Annotated in this window: 14 protein-coding genes; 12 read left to right on the plus strand and 2 right to left on the minus strand. The window is 61.3% G+C overall.

Going from position 1 to position 18,355, the window contains the following annotated elements; all coding sequences use genetic code 11:
* Position 1 precedes the first annotated feature (1 nt).
* On the plus strand, positions 2 to 985 hold the full coding sequence (locus FEZ21_RS14160) for a siderophore ABC transporter substrate-binding protein (protein ID WP_160627526.1): 984 nt from the start codon (positions 2 to 4) through the stop codon (positions 983 to 985).
* 115 nt (positions 986 to 1,100) lie between these two features.
* A complete protein-coding gene (locus FEZ21_RS14165) occupies positions 1,101 to 3,317 on the plus strand; it encodes a TonB-dependent siderophore receptor (protein WP_160627528.1) in 2,217 nt (738 codons plus the stop codon).
* Between the two features lie 108 nt (positions 3,318 to 3,425).
* On the opposite strand, the gene FEZ21_RS14170 is transcribed toward FEZ21_RS14165, so the two are convergent.
* Complete coding sequence (locus FEZ21_RS14170) at positions 3,426 to 4,304, minus strand: LysR family transcriptional regulator (protein WP_003445252.1); 879 nt, start codon at positions 4,302 to 4,304, stop codon at positions 3,426 to 3,428.
* A 131-nt stretch (positions 4,305 to 4,435) separates the two neighbouring features.
* Between FEZ21_RS14170 and FEZ21_RS14175 the strand changes: the two genes are divergently transcribed.
* The 10 genes from FEZ21_RS14175 to FEZ21_RS14220 all read left to right on the plus strand — a co-directional run bounded on the left by FEZ21_RS14175 (position 4,436) and on the right by FEZ21_RS14220 (position 16,972).
* Positions 4,436 to 5,302 (plus strand): alpha/beta hydrolase, encoded by an 867-nt coding sequence (locus tag FEZ21_RS14175; protein ID WP_160627530.1) that lies wholly within the window; start codon positions 4,436 to 4,438, stop codon positions 5,300 to 5,302.
* Positions 5,303 to 5,428: 126 nt separating this feature from the next.
* Positions 5,429 to 6,997, plus strand: a complete 1,569-nt coding sequence (locus FEZ21_RS14180; RefSeq protein ID WP_160627532.1) for an ABC transporter substrate-binding protein — start codon at positions 5,429 to 5,431, stop codon at positions 6,995 to 6,997.
* Positions 6,998 to 7,008: 11 nt separating this feature from the next.
* Positions 7,009 to 7,950 carry an ABC transporter permease gene (locus FEZ21_RS14185; RefSeq protein WP_060692326.1) on the plus strand — a complete coding sequence of 314 codons (942 nt, stop codon included), beginning with the start codon at positions 7,009 to 7,011 and terminating at the stop codon, positions 7,948 to 7,950.
* On the plus strand, positions 7,947 to 8,816 hold the full coding sequence (locus FEZ21_RS14190) for an ABC transporter permease (protein ID WP_160627534.1): 870 nt from the start codon (positions 7,947 to 7,949) through the stop codon (positions 8,814 to 8,816). The genes FEZ21_RS14185 and FEZ21_RS14190 overlap by 4 nt, the downstream gene beginning before the upstream one ends.
* Before the next feature lie 2 nt (positions 8,817 to 8,818).
* Positions 8,819 to 10,450 carry an ABC transporter ATP-binding protein gene (locus FEZ21_RS14195; protein ID WP_160627536.1) on the plus strand — a complete coding sequence of 544 codons (1,632 nt, stop codon included), beginning with the start codon at positions 8,819 to 8,821 and terminating at the stop codon, positions 10,448 to 10,450.
* A 130-nt stretch (positions 10,451 to 10,580) separates the two neighbouring features.
* Positions 10,581 to 11,861: an OprD family porin gene (locus tag FEZ21_RS14200; protein ID WP_160627538.1), complete on the plus strand. Its 1,281-nt coding sequence runs from the start codon at positions 10,581 to 10,583 to the stop codon at positions 11,859 to 11,861.
* 66 nt (positions 11,862 to 11,927) lie between these two features.
* Positions 11,928 to 13,445, plus strand: coding sequence for a serine hydrolase (locus FEZ21_RS14205; RefSeq protein WP_160627539.1), 1,518 nt, complete (start codon positions 11,928 to 11,930; stop codon positions 13,443 to 13,445).
* Positions 13,442 to 14,767 (plus strand): aminotransferase class III-fold pyridoxal phosphate-dependent enzyme, encoded by a 1,326-nt coding sequence (locus FEZ21_RS14210; protein ID WP_160627541.1) that lies wholly within the window; start codon positions 13,442 to 13,444, stop codon positions 14,765 to 14,767. The genes FEZ21_RS14205 and FEZ21_RS14210 overlap by 4 nt, the downstream gene beginning before the upstream one ends.
* A gap of 14 nt (positions 14,768 to 14,781) precedes the next feature.
* On the plus strand, positions 14,782 to 16,200 hold the full coding sequence (locus FEZ21_RS14215; protein ID WP_160627543.1) for an aldehyde dehydrogenase family protein: 1,419 nt from the start codon (positions 14,782 to 14,784) through the stop codon (positions 16,198 to 16,200).
* 148 nt (positions 16,201 to 16,348) lie between these two features.
* A complete protein-coding gene (locus FEZ21_RS14220; protein WP_003445270.1) occupies positions 16,349 to 16,972 on the plus strand; it encodes a TetR/AcrR family transcriptional regulator in 624 nt (207 codons plus the stop codon).
* Here FEZ21_RS14220 and FEZ21_RS14225 read toward each other — a convergent pair.
* On the minus strand, positions 16,969 to 18,342 hold the full coding sequence (locus tag FEZ21_RS14225) for an MmgE/PrpD family protein (RefSeq protein WP_160627545.1): 1,374 nt from the start codon (positions 18,340 to 18,342) through the stop codon (positions 16,969 to 16,971). The genes FEZ21_RS14220 and FEZ21_RS14225 overlap by 4 nt on opposite strands.
* Between the last annotated feature and the right edge of the window lie 13 nt (positions 18,343 to 18,355).

An 18,355-nucleotide genomic window follows, 5' to 3' on the forward strand; every position in this document is an offset into this window, starting at 1 on the left:
CATGTCCAGCCATCACACACACCGCAGGTGGGCGTCGGCCTTGCTGATCGCCGTGACTGCCGCACTCTGTGCATGTAATGAAAAGTCCGCCCAAGCGCCATCCCCACAATCATCAGCGGCGGCTTACACCCCTGTCACAGTGCAACACCAACTGGGCACGACCCGGATCGACCATGCGCCACAACGGGTGGTCGCCCTGGACATGAACGAGGTCGATTTTCTCGACCAGTTGGGGGTACCTGTGGCGGCGATGCCGAAGGATTTCGTCCCGCATTTTCTTGCCCGCTACAAGGATGCAGCGAACGTCGAGGACGTGGGCTCGATCGTGCAGCCCAATCTTGAACGCGTTCATCGCGCCCGGCCTGATCTGATACTGATTACATCGCTGCAGGCCAATCGCTTTGAGGAATTGAGCGAGATGGCCCCGACCCTTCATTTTGATGTCGACTATCGCGATAGCCAGGCGCGCCACATCGACGTCATCAGGGAGCACCTGATGACGTTGGGAGACGTCTTCGCCCGGCAGGCGCTCGCCCGGCAGAAGGTCAACGAACTGGACACCCGGGTCGAGGAGGTCAGGCGTATCACTGCGGGGCGCCCCGACAAAGCATTGGTGGTTTTGCACAACAATGGCGCCTTCAACTCCTTCGGCGTGCAGTCGCGCTACGGCTTCATCTTCAGTGCCCTGGGGGTGAAGCCGGCCGGCCCGAATGCCGAAACCGGCCTGCATGGCCAGCCGATTTCCAGCGAATTCATCCTGCAGGCCAACCCCGACATCATCTTCGTCGTCGACCGCACGGCAGTGATGGAGCGTCGACCAGTGATGGATGCCCGAAGCATGGATAACCCGCTGCTGCGCCAGACCAAGGCCTGGAAAAACGGGCGGGTGATCTTTGTCGATGCCCAGGCCTGGTACGTGACCGGGGCCAGTCCGACCTCACTGAAATTGATTATCGACGACGTCGAAAAGGGCTATCAGCGCTAAAGGGTGCCAGGCCGTAGCCGCTTACGCCTTTGATAGTTATCGATTCTCATTAAAACCATTCTTTAGATTCAGATTCAACACAACAAATACCTTCTCAATTGAACGGAGTCATAGCGTGCGTAAACGCCACTTTCAAACCCGCATTGCGCCACCACGCGCAGCCTTTGCCTTGAATCGCACTGCCGCCGCCGTACAGGGTGTACTACTGGGCCTGACCCTGGCCGCAACCGGCTTGCCGGCTTATGCCCAGAGCACGACCAGTGAAGAAGAGGGTGTCTCCACGCTGCCCGCCACCCTGGTGGAGGGCGAAATGCTATTGCCTTCCGGGCTGCTGCCCACCTATGCCGGCGGGCAGGTGGCGTACGGCAGCCGTGTCGGCCTGCTGGGTAACAAGGACTTCATGGAAACGCCGTTCAGCACCGTCAGCTACACGGAGAAGTACATCGCCGACCGTCAGGCGCAAAACATCACTCAGGTGATTGCTGCCACTGATCCTTCAGTGTTCAGCAACGGCCTGACCGGCACCTTCAGTGAGAACTACTCCATCCGTGGCTTCGCCAGTGACATCAGCGACGTGACCATCGGTGGTTTGTATGGCGTCGCGCCGTACTACCGGATTTCGCCGGAAATGTACGAGCGCATCGAGGTGCTCAAAGGCCCGTCTGCACTGCTTAATGGCATGCCGCCCGGCGGCTCGGTAGGCGGCAGCGTCAACCTGGTACCCAAGCGTGCTGGCGATGAACCGTTGACGCGGCTGACCGGCACCTACATGTCGGATGCCCAGTTTGGCGGGCATCTGGATGTGGGCCGGCGGTTTGGCGAGGACCAGCAGTTCGGCATCCGTTTCAACGGTGTTTACCGTGATGGCGACGGAGCGATCAATCACCAGGAGCAGAAGGCCGAACTGACGTCGCTGGGCCTGGACTGGCGCGGCGAGCGTGCTCGCCTCTCCGCCGACCTGTATGAAAGTGAAGACCGTATTCGCGGGCAGAACCGGGGGATCAACCTGGCCTCCGGCGTGGCAGTACCCAAACCGCCCAAGGCCGACACTCTGCTGAACCCCGACTGGGCGTATGTGCAGACTAAAGACCGGGGGGCGATAGTGCGCGGTGAGTACGACCTGACTGACAGCCTGATGGCTTATGCGGCCTACGGCGCCAGCAGGACCCGCTACACCTACAGCGGCACGATGCTGGCCACTGTGTTTAACGATGCGGGCGACTTCAGGACCAGCATGGGCCAGTTGAAAATGGAACTCGAGAAGACCTCGGGGGAGGTTGGCTTGAAGGGCCACTTCCAGACGGCGGCCATCAAGCATCAATGGTCCTTGAATGCCACGCATTACGGCGATACCCAAAAGGACTTCGGGCGCCGCACGGTGCCGGGTGCAGACTGGGTGACCAATATCTACAACCCGGTCTGGGGCCCGGCTGCGCCCACCGATTACCCCTACATTGCCCATAACGAAAGCCGTCTGACCAGCTACGGCGTGGCAGATACGCTGTCGGTTCTGGAGGAACAGGTGCAACTGACCCTTGGCGTGCGCCGTCAGCAAGTGCTCACCGACAGTTTCAGTGTGACTACCGGGGCGCGCACAGACCGTTATGACGAAGAGGCCACCACGCCTGCGGCGGCGTTGCTGGTCAAACTCAGCGAGCATGTGTCTTTGTATGCCAACTACATCGAAGGCCTGAGCCAGGGGGCGACCGCACCGATGACGGCCGCGAATGCGGGAGATGTATTCGCGCCCTACAAGTCCAAGCAAAAAGAGGTCGGGCTCAAGGTCGATCTCGGTGACTTCACCCACACCCTCAGCCTGTATGAAATCAAGCGTCCCGGCAGCTATCTGGACCCGAACAGCAATATCTTTTCGTTTGGTGGCGAACAGCGTAACCGGGGTGTCGAGTGGGGATTCTTCGGCTCACCGCTGGACAATGTGCGCCTGATGGGGGGCGTGGCTCATGTGGACCCGAAAATCACCAAGACCGAGGGCGGCGTCAACCAGGGCAAGACGGCCACCGGCTTGCCCAAGCTGCAAGGAAAGCTGGGCGTGGAATGGGACACACCGGTACTCGACGGTTTAACCCTGACCGCCAATGCGACATCAGTGTCAAAGCAGTACATCAGCGACGACAACACGCAATCGATACCTGGCTATACGATCTTTGACCTGGGCACACGCTATGCCACCCGCGTAGCCAGTCGCCCGGTGACGTTGCGCGCCAGTGTGACCAACCTGACCGACAAGGCCTACTGGGGCACGCCGTTGTTGTCCAGCCTGGGCCTGGGGGCGCCACGTACCTTTGAGCTCTCCGCGTCGGTGGACTTCTAACTGACAGGCGGAGCAAAACCTCTGGCGGCATCCGCCGCCAGAGTCCGCTTCAACAGCGATCGGACTCGAGCCGATACGCCTGACGCTACCGGCAAAGCTGCAAAAAGCTCACTTCGCCACCGCCTGCATCAGCAACTTGCGAATCTCCCCGGTAATCGCACTTTTGGTGCCTTGCTCCAATATCCCCACCCGGCGTACCGCCAGGTCGCCCGGCAACGGCAGCACCCGCAGGCAAGGGTCTTTGTCCCAGTCAAAGTTCTTCAGCAACGGCACGATTGCCACACCGACTTGCTGGCGAACCAGGTCAGCGATGCCAATGATCGAGTTGAGTTCCAGAATCTCCAACGGCTCGATGGATTCGCTCTTGATGATCGACTGCACTTTGCGGCCCACTGCCGTGGACCTGTCGTAGCGAATAAACGGCTGGGTTCTGAGCAGTTCCACGGCGTCGTTGATGCCGGCGGTTTGTGTAGCGTTGGCAAGCATGACGATGGGTTCGTTGTAGAGCAGGGTCCAGCTCAAGCCATCGAAATTCTGCCGCGCGGTTTCGATCAGCAAGGCGGCGTCGAGCTTGGCGGCATGCACCAGGTTGACCACTTCATCGGAGCGGGCGGTCATCAGGTTGACCGATATCCGCGGGTGCAGCTTTTTCAGTTGCACCAGGCAATTGGCGAGCAGGCCCATACCGGAGGTAATGCCGCCAATGGACACTTCGCCCTCCATGGCCAGACCGTCAGGGGCTTCGGCGATCATCTGCTCGTAGTCCTCCAGCAAGCGCTTGGCTTTGGGCAGCAGCAACACGCCATCGCGGCTCAACTTGATCTGTCGCTGGCTGCGGTCGAACAACGGCCTGCGCATCTCCTCTTCGAGGGCACGCATTTGCTGGCCAACGGCGGCGTTGGTAAGGGCCACGCGGTCGGCGGCGGCAGCGAAGCTGCCGTACTCGGCGACGGCGATAAACGTCTTGAAAAAACGCATGTTGCTCATGGGCAGACCTGTAGCGAGGGCAGGGGATTAATAGTAAAGATAATGTTTACTATTGATAAAGTTAAATTAGTTTTTCTTTTTATAGCCGTCGAACAATACTCAAGTCCGAACTGATTCGGCGAACTTTCCCCATGAGCAATCCTGATAACAACACCCTCGACGCGGCCTTGCGCGCTGCCAAAAACGTCTATCACCTCGGTGCAACCACGGTTTACTCGCACCAGCAGGACAGCCGTTTTGCCTACACCCTGTATGTGCCCGAGGCCATCGAAGACAGCACCCGGCCGGTTGACCTGGTGGTCTCGCTGCACGGTTCTACCCGGGCGATGGAAATCTACCGCAATGGCTTCGCGGAATTTGGTCGCTGGAACGATTGCGTGATTCTGTCGCCGCTGTTCCCGGTCGGCGTGCTGGGTGACGACAATGGGGACGGTTACAAGCAGATGGTCGAAGGCGATATTCGCTACGACAAGGTCTTGCTCGACATGATCGCCAGCGTCGGCAAACTTTACGGTCGCCGCTTTGAGACCTTCGCCCTGTTCGGTTATTCCGGCGGCGGGCAATTCAGCCATCGCTTCTGCTATCTGCACCCCGAAAAACTCTGGGCGGCATCTATTGGCGCGCCGGGTTCTGTCACCTTGCTGGATGCCGACCAGGACTGGTGGGTCGGGGTGCGGGACTTCGCCGCGCGCTTCGGTAAACCGCTGAACCTGCAAGCCTTGCAGCAACTGCCGGTGCACATGGTGGTGGGCGATTCCGACCTTGAAACCTGGGAGATCACCCACCGCGAAGGCGGCAAACACTACATGGCCGGCGCCAACTCCGCCGGACGTACTCGTCCGGAACGCCTGGCGGCCTTGAAGCAAAGTTTTGAAGCCGCCGGGGTGCAGGTGCATTTCGACCTGCTACCCAATGTGGCCCACCAGGGCATCAAGGCCATGCCGGCTGCCCAGGATTTTTTCGCCAGGGTCTTGCGCCACAAGCGCAGCCTTGGCTGATACAACGCTGGTAGCTGCACTCAGAACAGACCGTATAACAATAATCAAGGATTCACTCATTCTGATGCCGGTCCTGCCTTGGCCCTCGCCACCGACCGGAATATTTCTTCAAGGAGTCTTTCTCCCGTGAACAGTTACGTAAAGACGGCGCTGGCCGTCGCAATGTCGGCGTGCACAGTGTCCATGGCCGTCGCGCAAGACAAGGTCATCAGTGTTGGCCTCAATGGTGATATCCGCAGCACCGACCCGGGCGTCAACCGCGACGACAATACCGACGCGGTGATGATGCATATCGTCGAAGGGCTGGTGGCGTATCGCGAAGACACCAGCATCGCGCCACTGCTTGCCAGTGCGGTGGACATATCGCCGGACGGCCTGCGCTACACCTTTACCCTGCGTGACGGGGTGCACTTTCAAAATGGCCAGTTGTTGACGGCCCGGGATGTGCAATGGACCTGGCAACGCTATCTGGACCCCAAGACCCAGTGGCGCTGCCTGGCGGAGTTCGATGGCCGCGGGGCGGCGAAAATTGTCGATGTGGCCACTCCCGACCCGAAAACCGTGGTGTTCCAGCTGGACCAGGCCAACGGCTTGTTCCTGGCGGCAATGGCCCGCCCGGATTGCGCCGGCAGCGGCATTGTGCACCCGGACTCCCTGGCCGCCGATGGCAGTTGGCGCGCACCGATTGGCACCGGGCCGTTCAGTCTGGGCAAATGGCAGAAAGGCCAGTACGTCGAGCTGGATCGCTTCAAGGACTACAGCCCCCGTGCCGAGTCCGAGGCGGACGGTTACACCGGCAACAAGCAGGCGTTTGTCGACAAGGTGCGTTTCGAGGTGATCCCCGATTCGGCGTCGGCCAAGGCCGCGTTACTGTCGGGTGGCGTGGACCTGCTGCCGGATGTAACGGCAATGGACGCAGCACAGCTCAAGCAGGTCAAGAACCTGCAAATACAGGTCAGTCCGATCATGACCATCAGCGGCCTGCTGTTCCAGACCAATGACCCGCTGCTCAAGGACGTGCGTATTCGTCGAGCGGTGGCGCTGTCCCTGGATTACGCGCAGATGGTTGCGGCGTTGTCCGATGGTTTGTCGGTGGTCAACAACTCGGTAATCCCCACCGCCAGTCCCTATTACGACGCCACCGCCCACCAGGGTTACACCTACAACCTCGACGAGGCCCGGCGCCTGTTGAAAGAGGCGGGTTATGGCGGTGAAAAAATCCGCATGCTGGTCAATAAACGCTACCCGCAGATGTTCGATATGGGCTTGCTCAGCCAGGCCATGGCCCAGGCGGCGGGGCTGAATATCGAGATGGAGACGCTGGAGTGGGGCACGCAACTGGAGCGCTACCAGACCGGCAGTTACCAGATGATGTCGTTTTCATATTCGGGGCGCTTTGATGCGGCGCAAAGCTATGAGTCTGTCATCGGCGACAAGCAAAAGGAGCCGCGCAAAGTGTGGGACAACCCCCAGGCCCTGGCGATATTGCGCGACGCCCAGCGTGAGGTCGACCCCGCCAAACGCCAGCCACTGTTCGACAAGCTGCACACCCTGATGCTCACGGATGTGCCGATGGTGGTCATCTACAACGGTACAGCCATCGGCGCCATGGGCCAGCGCGTTGAAGGTTACCGCTCCTGGCCCGTTGCCAAGCCGCGCCTGTGGGGCGTGAAGCTGGCCGACACTTCCAAGTAAGGCGTACAGCTATGTTTCGATTCATATTGCACAGGCTCGGCATGGCGGTGCCGACCCTGCTGCTGATCTCGGTGATTGTATTTGCCTTGATCCGCCTGATACCTGGCGACCCGGCGTTGCTGATGCTCGGTGACATGGCCGACCCGCAAAGCCTGGCCGACATGCGCAGCAGCCTGGGGCTGGATCACTCGGTGGTGAGCCAGTACCTGATCTGGATCAAGTCGGTGCTCAGTGGCGACCTGGGGGTGTCCATCAGCAGTCGCCAGCCAGTACTGGAGTTGCTGGTCGAACGCTTCAGTGTCAGCGCCACGGTGGTGCTGGTTTCAGTGTTGCTGGCGACCCTGCTCGCAGTGCCGGTGGGCCTGCTCGCGGCCTGGAAGCAAAACAGCGCGATGGACCTGGGCCTGGTGGCAACGGCGACCTTGCTGTTGTCGGTGCCCAGTTTCTGGCTGGGATTGTTGCTGCTGTATGTCTTCGGCATTCAGTTGGGCTGGTTGCCGGTGATTGGCTACGTCGGCTTCGCCAGCGACCCGCTGAAGGCCGTGACCTATGTGGTGCTGCCGATCATCACCCTGACCCTGGTGGAGTTCGGCGCCATTGCGCGGATGGCCCGGGCCAGCACCATTGAAGTGCTGCGCCTGGAGTACATCGCCCATGCCCGGGCCAAGGGCTTGTCCGAGAGTGCGGTGTTGTGGAGGCACGCCTTGCGTAATGCCTTTGCGCCGACCTGGACGCTGATCGGTCTGATTCTTGGCAATCTGCTGGGCGGCATTGCGGTACTGGAGACGGTGTTCACCTTGCCGGGGATCGGCCGGCTGATGGTGGATGCGATCTTCTCCCGCGACTATCCGGTGCTGCAGGGCTGCCTGCTGCTGATCACCTGCATCTACGTGTTGGTCAACCTGTTGGTGGATCTGCTGTATCCGTTGTTTGATCCAAGGGTGAAGCTATGAACCTCAAGACTCTTTCCTTGCCGGCCGGGCCGGCTTGTCAGCCCCGGCGGCCCTGGCGTTACCCGCCACTCAATGCATTGATTGGCGGCACCTTGCTCGCGGCACTGGTTTCTCTGGCGCTGCTGGGCGTGGTGTGGACCCCGTACGACCCGCTGAAGCTGGATCTGTTGTCGCGCCTGCAGCCGCCGAGCGCAGCGCATTGGCTGGGCACCGACGAATTCGGCCGTGATGTGTTCAGCCGCTTGATCATTGGTGCGCGTACCAGCCTGTGGATCAGCTTGCTGTCGGTCGCTGTAGCGGTGATCTGCGGCACGCTGATCGGCATGCTCGCCGGTTACCTGCGGGGTTGGACCGACCGGGTACTGATGATGCTCAACGATGCGTTGCTGGCGTTCCCCGGGATTCTCATGGCCCTGGGCATCATGGCGATCATCGGTGCCAGCCAGTACGGCATCGTGCTTGCGCTGGGCATCGCCTACACCCCCTCCGTGGTGCGGGTGGTGCGTGGCAGCGTGCTGTCGTTGCGCGAACTGGAGTTTATCGAGGCGTCGCGGGTGATTGGCAACTCGGAGCTGTACACCATGTTCCGGCACATCACCCCCAACTGTCTGGCGCCGTTGTGTGTGCTGGCCACCAGCATGTTCGGCTGGGCCTTGCTCTCGGAGAGTGCGCTGAGCTTCCTGGGCCTCGGGGTGCCACCCCCCGCGGCCACCTGGGGCAGCATGCTGTCGGCAAGCCGCACCTATATATCCAATGCGCCGTGGCTGGGGATCTTCCCGGGCATCTTTATCAGCCTGACGTTGTTGGCTATCAATCTGTTCGGCGATGCCTTGCGTGATCGTCTCGACCCGCGCATGAGGACATGAGCATGAGCGCTCCAGTTACGTTACTGGCTGTTGAAAATCTACAGATTCGGGTCGGTGCAGACGGTCCGCTGGCTGTCGATGACTTCAGCTTCAACATGGCCCCCGGCGAGATCGTTGCGCTGGTGGGCGAGTCGGGCAGCGGCAAGACCATGGCCGCCCGCGCTGTCATTGGCTTGCTGCCCACGCCGATGCAGGTGTGCGGCGGTCGCATCATCTTTCAGGGCGAACCGCTCAATACCGCTGATACCAAGGGCATGCGCGAGGTGCGGGGGGCGCGGATCGGCATGGTATTCCAGGAGCCGATGGTGTCGCTCAACCCGGCCCTGACGATTGGTCGGCAGATGAGTGAGGCGCTCAAGCTGCACACCACTCTGGACGCCGCAACGATCCGCGAGCGTTGTATCGCAATGCTGCAGCGCATTGGCATCAAGGACGCCGAGAAATGCCTGGCGTCCTACCCGCACCAGTTCTCCGGCGGCATGCGCCAACGCATCATGCTCGCCTCGGTGATGTTGCTGCGCCCGGCACTGCTGATCGCCGACGAGCCGACCACAGCGCTGGATTGCCTGGCACAGCTGGACGTGATCGAGTTGATGCTGGAACTGACCCGCGAGCAGGGCACCGCGATCCTGTTTATCAGCCACGACCTGTCTCTGGTGGCGCGTTATGCCCACAAGGTCGTGGTGATGCGCTCGGGCAAGGCCGTGGAGCAGGGCCGTATCGAAGACATCCTGTTTGCGCCCCGGGCCGACTACACCCGCCAGTTACTGGAGGCGTTGCCGCGCCGTGGCAAGCTGGTACCACTACCGGCCTCAGACCGCGCGCTGTTGCAGGTTCGCGATGTGTGTATCGAACATCCCGGCCCCCGCAGTTTCTGGGGCCGTAGCGTGCCAAAGCGCGTGGTGCATTCGGTGAACCTGAGCATCGCCCCGGGGGAGACCCTGGCGCTGGTCGGTGGCAGCGGTTCGGGCAAGACCACCCTGGGACGTGCGGTGGTCGGGCTGGTGACGCCCTGCGCCGGGGCGATCATGTTTCAAGGCGTGGATATCCTCAAGGCCGCCAACCGCGCGCATCGTCTGCAATGCCAGATGATTTTCCAGGACCCGTATTCATCCCTTGACCCGCGCATGACCGTCGGCCAGATCATCGCCGAGCCGCTGCGCCATGAGCCGGGGCTGAACCCTGCGCAAAAGCGTCAGCGGGTCACCGATACCCTGGTGGACGTGGGCTTGCCCGAGCAGTTTCGTGAGCGCTTTGCCCATCAACTCTCCGGTGGGCAACGTCAGCGCGTGGCGATTGGCCGGGCGCTGGTCAGGCGGCCAAAACTGGTCATTGCCGATGAGCCGATTTCGGCGCTGGACATGACCATCCAGAAGCAGATCCTCGAACTGTTCGAGCGCTTGCAGCGCCAATATGGATTTGCCTGCCTGTTTATCTCCCACGACCTCTCGGCGGTGGAGCGCATCGCCCATCGCGTGGCGGTGATGAACCAGGGCGAGGTGGTTGAAATTGGCTCGCGGGACAGTATTTTCGACACCCCGCAACACCCCTATACCCGTCGGCTCCTCGCGGCGGCCAGCCCCCTGGAGAAACGTGCGGATGGCAGTTATCGCCTTCGCGCCAGTGTGATTTAGCGACTGCAGCACCCCAGGCCATGGCGTAGAACCCCAACCCTTCGCAAATCGATGATTTGCGAAGCGGGCGAAGCCATGGCCGAAGAAAACAAAAATAACCTTACTCAACCTGTCTGCCAGGAACCTACACATGAAGAACCGCATCAACCAAGTCGTTACCAGTGCCGGGGTCGTGGGCGCCAGTTTCATGCCCGTGTTTGCCCAGGCCGACTTCGTCTCCGACAGCAAAGCTGCACTTGAACTGAAGAACTATTACTTCAACCGCGACTACCGCGAATCCAGCGGGCAGAACAAGCGCGAGGAGTGGGCACAGGGATTTATCCTGAACCTTGAATCGGGCTTCACCGAGGGCACCGTCGGTTTTGGTCTGGATGCAGTCGGCATGCTGGGTGTAAAGCTCGATTCCAGCCCGGACAATTCAGGCACAGGGCTGCTGGCGCGCTCGAGCGTGGCCGAGCCGGGCTCCCCCAGCTATGCCCGCCGCGCCCATGACAACTACTCCAAGCTCGGTATCACCGGCAAGGCGCGCCTGGCCCAAAGCGAGCTGCGGGTGGGCTACATGGTGCCCGACCTGCCGACCCTGCAGCCGAACCTCAGCCGTCTGTTCCCGCAGAGTTTCAGTGGTACGGCGCTGACCTCCAAAGACATCGACAACCTGACGTTGAGCGTGGGCCAGCTGGACCAGGTCAAGCAACGGGACTCGACTCACTACGAAGACATGGGGCTTACCAGCCAGTACGGCGCCTACAAAAGCAGCGCCAGGAGCGACGAGTTCCGCTACGCCGGCGGCGACTACAAGCTGACGCCGAGCACCCTGGTCACCTACCAGTTTGCGCAACTGGAGAGCCTGTACCGACAGCATTACCTGGGTTTGAAAAACAGCTTCAAGTGGGGCCCCGGTACCTTCAAGACCGACATCCGTTACTTCAGTGCCAGCGAAGACGGCTCGGCGCTTGCCGGCAAAGTGGATAACCGTGCGTTGAGTACCCGGGTGGGCTACGGCCTCAATGGCCACAACCTCAGCGGCGGCTACCAGCAGCAGTACGGTGCGACACCCTTCACCTATGTTGACGGCAGCAACACCTACCTGTTCACCGAGTACCAACTGGCCAACTTCTCCCAGACCAACGAACGGGTGTGGCATGCCCGCTATGACTATGACTTTGCCGTACTGGGCGTACCGGGCCTGTTGTTCTCCACACGTTATGCCAAGGGCTTTGACGCCAAGGTCATCGGCTTCAACGGCGAAGGGCGCGAATGGGAGCGTGATTTAAGCCTGGGCTATGTGGTGCAGAGCGGCACCTTCAAGAACGTGTCGCTGCGTTGGCAGAACGCCAGCGCCACCAGCAACTTTGCCCGCGACACCAATGAGAATCGAGTGATCCTGGGTTACAGCCTGGCGCTCTGGTAGCGGTATCGGCGTGCGCCAGGGTGAGCCTGGCGCACGCCCAAGCAGTGGAATGAGGGGATAGATCAGATGACGAGTTTGCCGTTGCGGCGGGCATTGCCCGGCCAACAACGCGTGTCGGCGCGTGGCGTGAGTGATTTCATCGATGCGGTGAACGCTGCGGGCCTGGAGTTGCACAGTTTCATGCTGTATCGCGACGGCGCGGTGGTGGCCGAAGCGTTTTGGGCGCCTTACCGTGCAGACCGGCTGCACGTTCAACATTCGGCAACCAAGAGCTGGGTGTCCATGGCCATCGGGCTGTTGGTGGATGACGGCGTGCTGTCGCTGGACGCCAAAGTAGTGGATTTTTTTCCCGGCCAATGCCCGACCCCCATCAGCCAACACCTGGCGGCCATGACCGTGCGCGATTTGCTGACCATGCGCACTGGCCATCGTCAGGGGATTTCCGGCGGGGCCTGGCGCGGGCGCAGTGAAAGCTGGGTCAGATTGTTCCTCAATGAGCCGGTCGAAGACCCGCCAGGACAGCGCTTCATCTACAGCAGCGCGTCGAGTTTCATGCTCTCGGCCATTGTCAGTGTCGTCAGCGGCCAGACCGCCTTTGAACTGTGCAACGCACGTATCTTCGAGCCCATGGGCATGGGCCGTATCGAGTGGGATCTGGCGCCTGGCGGTTACAACACCGGCGGTAACGGCTTGAGTTGCAGTACCGAAGATTTGCTCAAGTTCGGTGTACTGCACTTGCAGCAAGGAAGCTGGGAAGGGCAGCAACTGCTGTCCCGCGAGTGGGTGGCCGAGGCCACGCGCGGGCATGTCGAGGATGTGTGGATGGGCGCCTTCGATGGCAAGCGCTACCTGGGCCGCGACGAGTCCGGCGCCGCCGGTATCACTCGCCGCGAGGGGTACGGCTATCAGTGGTGGATGACCCTGCATGGTGGCTATTACGCCTCCGGGGTATTTGGCCAGCAGTGCATTGTGTTGCCACAGCAGAACGCGGTGATTGCATTTACTGCCGGGCTGCCATTGGGCGAACGGCGTTTGCACAGCCTGCTCTGGGAGCATCTGTTGCCTGCGCTGGACGGGCCGGCCGACAGCGCGGCTGACCCGCAGCTGGCGGCACTCTTGGCCCGCCAGCAGCGGCCGTCTCTGTCCGGTGCATCGACTTCGTCGCGACAGGCCGGGTTCAGCGGCACATTCGAGATGCAGGCCAATGAAGATCAGGTCAGCCAGGTGCGCCTGGTGTTCGGTGACGGCTACTGCGACTTCTACCTCACCGACCCCCGCGGCAGCCACTGCATCCGCGCCGGGTTTACCGACGCCATCGAAAGCCGGACCAGCATGACCGGCCACTATCTGCATCACCAATACCAGCCGGACATGACCCCGGTGGTGGCGCAAGCGGTCTGGACCGCAGACGGGGCGCTGAGCATGAGCTGGCAATTTGTCGAAACGGCATTTTGTGACCGCGTCACCTGCCGGCTTGAGCACGGCACCTTGTCTGTGGACCGCAGCGTCAATGTTAACGCAGGTCCGTTACAGCGCCCGACGCTGACTGGCCATCCCGCAACAGTATTTCAGGAGTCACCATGAACGATTTTTGCAAACAGCCAGAGACTGCCAGCGGCGCGTTCTGGGCGCCGTTTACCCCGATGCGCCAGTTCCAGCAACAACCGATGATGTTCACCAGCGCCGAGGGTATGTACTACACCACCAGCGATGGCCGCCGTGTGCTGGATGCAATGGCCGGGCTGTGGTGTGTGAATGCCGGGCATGGCCAGGCAAAAATTGTCGAAGCCATTCGCGAGGCCGCGGGGCGCCTGGACTTTGTCTCGTCATTCAAGATGAGTCACCCCCACGCCCTGGAGATGGCCGAGCGCCTGATCGAAATCAGCCCGGCAGGCATGGAGCACGTGTTCTTCACCAACTCGGGTTCCGAAGCGGTGGACACCGCCCTGAAGATCTCCCGGGCGTATCACCAGGCCCGGGGCGACAGCCGCCGCACCAAGTTTATCGGGCGTGCCAAGGGCTACCACGGCATGGGTTTCGGTGGCCTGTCGGTGTCGGGTATCGGCCGCCAGAAGCGTGACTTTGGTCCGCTGCTGGGGGAGGTCTCACACCTGCCGCTGCCGTACGACGCGGGCATGCGTTTCAGCGCGGGGCAGCCGCAGCAGGGCGAGAGTTATGCCGATGCGTTGACGCAACTGCTGGACATCCAGGACCCCGGCACCGTGGCCGCCGTCATCGTCGAGCCGGTGACGGGCTCGGGTGGGGTGTATCCGCCGCCTCTGGGGTATTTGCAACGCTTGCGCGAGATCTGCACCCGCCACGGCGTGCTGCTGATATTCGATGAAGTAATTACCGGCTTTGGCCGCGTTGGCGCCAGTTTCGCCGCCCAGGCTTTCGGCGTGACGCCGGACCTGATCACCACGGCCAAAGGTCTGACCAACGGCGCCGTACCTATGGGGGGCGTGCTGGTCAGCGGTGCGGTGTACGAAGCATTCATGGCCGGGCCGGCGAACGTCATCGAGCTGATGCACGGCTACACCTATTCGGCGCATCCGCTGGCGTGTGCGGCCGGGCTGGCGACCATCGAGGTGCACCGCGAATTGGGCATCAACGAGCACGTTAACGCGGTCAGCGGCCTCTGGCAGTCTGCCGCGCTGGCGCTGCAGGGCGTTGGCCCGGTAGTGGATGTACGCGCCATCGGCTTGCTCTGCGCCGTCGAACTTGAGCCACGCCCCGGTGCCGCCGGCGCACGCGGCAGCGAGGTTGCGCATTGGTGCTTTGAACAGGGCGTGCTGGTACGCGGCTCGGGCGACACCATCGTGATCTCGCCGCCGCTGGTGATCAGCCCGCAGGAGATTGCCCAGGTGTTTGACACCTTGGCGGGTGCTTTGAATCAGGTGGCCTGAGGGGCGTCGACAACATGTCCGATTTGTTTGAGTTCTATATTGACGGCGCCTGGGTCAAACCCCACGGCGAAACCGTCGAAACGGTGGTGAACCCGTCCACCGAACAGGTGGTCGCGCGCATCATCCTGGGTGACGCGCAGGATGCGGACCGTGCAGTCAGCGCGGCCCGCCAGGCGTTTCCTGGATTCGCCGGCAGTTCCCTTGAAGCGCGCATGGAACTGCTGCACAGCATCATCGAAGCCTACAAGGGCCACAGCGAGGCTTTAATCGAAGCGGTGCACCTGGAGATGGGCGCGCCGCTGTCCCTGGCGCGCAATGCCCATGTGCCGGCGGGCCTGGGCCATCTGGTGCAGGCGCTGGAGGTGTTGCGCGAGTACCGTTTCGAACGTCGCCTGGGCAGTTCGCTGGTGGTGCGAGAGCCAATCGGCGTGTGTGCACTGATCACGCCCTGGAACTGGCCGCTCAACCAGCTCACCTGCAAGCTCGCGCCCGCTCTGGCGGTGGGCTGCACCCTGGTACTCAAACCGAGTGAGCGCGCGCCGTTGTCGGCGCATATCCTCGCTCAGGTACTGCATGAGGCTGGCGTGCCCAAAGGCGTATTCAACCTGGTCCACGGCGACGGCCCTGGGGTGGGAGCCGCACTGGCCCGCCATGTTGACGTGGATATGGTGTCCTTTACCGGCTCGACCCGCGCCGGTATCGCTGTGGCCAAAATGGCCGCCGATACGGTCAAACGTGTGTCCCAGGAGCTGGGCGGCAAATCCGCGAATATCCTGCTCGACGATGCCGACCTGCCAGGCGCCGTGCGCCATGCGGTGTTGGGCTGTATGCGCAACAGTGGCCAGTCGTGCAATGCGCCGACGCGCTTGCTGGTGCCTCGGGTTCAACAACAGGCGGTGATTGAGATCGCCCGGCAAGTGCTGGCGCAGGTGTGCTTTGACGACAGTAACCCGGCCACGGCCATAGGCCCGGTGGCTAATGCCATGCAGTTTGAGCGGGTACAGGCCATGATTGCGCAGGCCATTGCCGAGGGGTCGCGGTTAATTGCCGGGGGGCCGGGGCGACCGCCAGGGATGGAGCGCGGCTACTATGTGCAACCGACGGTATTTGCCGACGTCACCCCGGATATGCTGGTGGCCCGTGAAGAAATCTTCGGCCCGGTGCTGGCGATCATGCCGTACGACAGCGAAGCCGAGGCCATCGCTATTGCCAACGACAGCCCTTACGGCTTGTCGGGGTACGTCACCTCGGCAAGCCTGGAGCGCAGTCGCAAGGTTGCCCGCCAACTGCGCACCGGCATGGTCCACCTCAACGGTGCACGGGCCGACCAGGCCGCGCCGTTTGGCGGCTACAAACAGTCGGGTAACGGGCGTGAGTGGGGTGAGTCGGGGTTTGACGAATACCTGGAGAGCAAGTCGCTGTTCGGGTATTAGCGGTTAGCCCTGACGCCGTTGCAGACTGCAGGCTCACACCTTGAGGTTACGCCCGGCCGCCAAACGGCCGGGCTGCCTCCTCGGCTTGGCCTGGGCATTTATATTCACATACACTGCATGGATATTTTTTACCGTATCGAGCCACAGCATGATTGAAACACGCCCTCGGCCAAAGCCGCGCCAGAAACCTGCTGGTGCCCCTCGAACCAAGCCTGCCGAAGTTCGCCTGGACGAACTGATGAATGCGGCACAGCGCCTGTTTCTCGAGAAGGGCGTCGAGTCCACCACCGTCAGCGATATTGTCGAAGAGGCGCAGGTAGCCAAGGGTACGTTCTATACCTATTTTGCCTCCAAGAACGACGTGCTGGTGGCCCTCGGCGAGCGCTACACGCAGCATTTTCTCGCGGAGCTGGAACAGGCCATCGAGCAATGTGCCAAGGATGATTGGGTATCGCGTCTACGGGTCTGGGTACATGCCAATATCGTCACCTATCTTGCGACGTACTCGATTCATGACATTGTTTACACCAACCATCACCACCACGACCGTAACAACAAGGCAAAAAATGCCATTCTTGACCAGTTGATGGGCATTCTCGAAGGCGGCAAGGCGGCGGGTGTCTGGAAATTTCCTGATCCAAGGGTCAATGCGTTGATGATTTATTCCGGTGTTCATGGAGTAGCCGACGATGCCATCGTCGACCGCCTTGAGGACTGCACCGCCTTTGCTGAAAAGGTTTCCGCCAGTTGCCTGGCCATGCTTGGGCACTAGTCTTCGAGCAGCGTGCTTACCCAATGAGAGACGCTGACGGCAGCCTCCAGCTCTTCCACCTTTTGAGTGATGGTCGAGGCATGTTGCACAAAACCCTTGGATCCCGACAAGGCGCAACAGGTCATGAACTTTTGCTTGATTTCATCGAGGCTTAGCGGGTTTTCCGGCCAGCCGCGACCGTAGGCAATCGACAGCAGGCGCGGCGTCATACCGGGCGCGGTCAAGGTCAGGTGGCACTGGTCAAAGCGTTCGAAGGCAGGTTCTTCCGTCAACTCTATGAGACTGGCCAGACGGCGCACTTCGGGGTCCATCACGGCTTGCACATCGAATTCGGCAGGGCTTGCCCGGCGCCTTAACAAGGCGTTGGCAGTGACATACCGGGCACTGAACTGAGCGTCGACCTGCGCTGTATTTCCGGGTTCGAACGGGCCGCCGCAGACCATTCGCATCGTCGGCGAGACCCGCAATTGCAGTTGGCAGTGTTGCAATTGCTCGCGGCTCAGTGCGGGTTGTGCCAGCAGTGCCTCACTCAGGGCCAGCAGGATACTGCAGTGCGGATAGAGCTTGAAGCAGGTGGCCTCCTCGCCGAGGAACTGTTTGCCCAGCCCGCTGTAAAGCTGCTCAAGGTTGGGGGGCGCAGGTGCATACAACCGGAAAAAACCATTTTCGCCGCCCAACACCCTGCGTGGGCCGCTGATGCCGGCTTGAGCGAGCAACGCCGCCTCAATTCCGTGTCGTGAAACCATCCCCTGGCCGATCCGTACCGCGAGGGCCTTGTCCTGATAGTGCTGAAAGGTTCCGATGCCAAAATCAAAGGCCAGCCCTACTGCGTCAGCGAAGGCCTGGCGATCGAGCTTGAGCAGGCGTGCCGCAATGATGGCTGCGGATATCAGACCGAGAATGTTTGAATCAAAACCGCGATAGAAAAATCCGTTGGCTTGCGATGCCAGATTGATGCGTTGAGCGATGTCTTGTGCGATCGCCAGAGCGGCAAGGAGGTCCCGGCCGCTGCTGGCGCAGTGTTCGGCCATGGCCAAGGCCACCGGAATGTCACTGGAACTGGGGTGCCAGCCGGGCGAGATGACATCGCAATAGTCCAGGGCGCGGGCCCGTACGGCGTTGACGAATGCAGCTTGCGGGACGCTCAGGCGTTCGCGACTGCCAAGTACGGTGGCCTGTGCAACACCGCTCCATTGGCGGGCCAGGTGTAACGCAGCGTCAGTACCCGCTTGTTGGTAGCCCGCGGCGATGCAGCCAAGGTTGTCGAGCAGGCGTTTGCGCTGGAAGGCCAGAGCCGAGGCGGGTACAGCGTTGGCAGGCAATGCATGGGCGACATCCAGCAGGGTATCGATAGGGTCTGAAAAGGTCATTTCACAAGGCTCC

Source organism: Pseudomonas sp. 9.1(2019), assembly GCF_009910445.1.
Taxonomy (GTDB): domain Bacteria; phylum Pseudomonadota; class Gammaproteobacteria; order Pseudomonadales; family Pseudomonadaceae; genus Aquipseudomonas; species Aquipseudomonas paraversuta.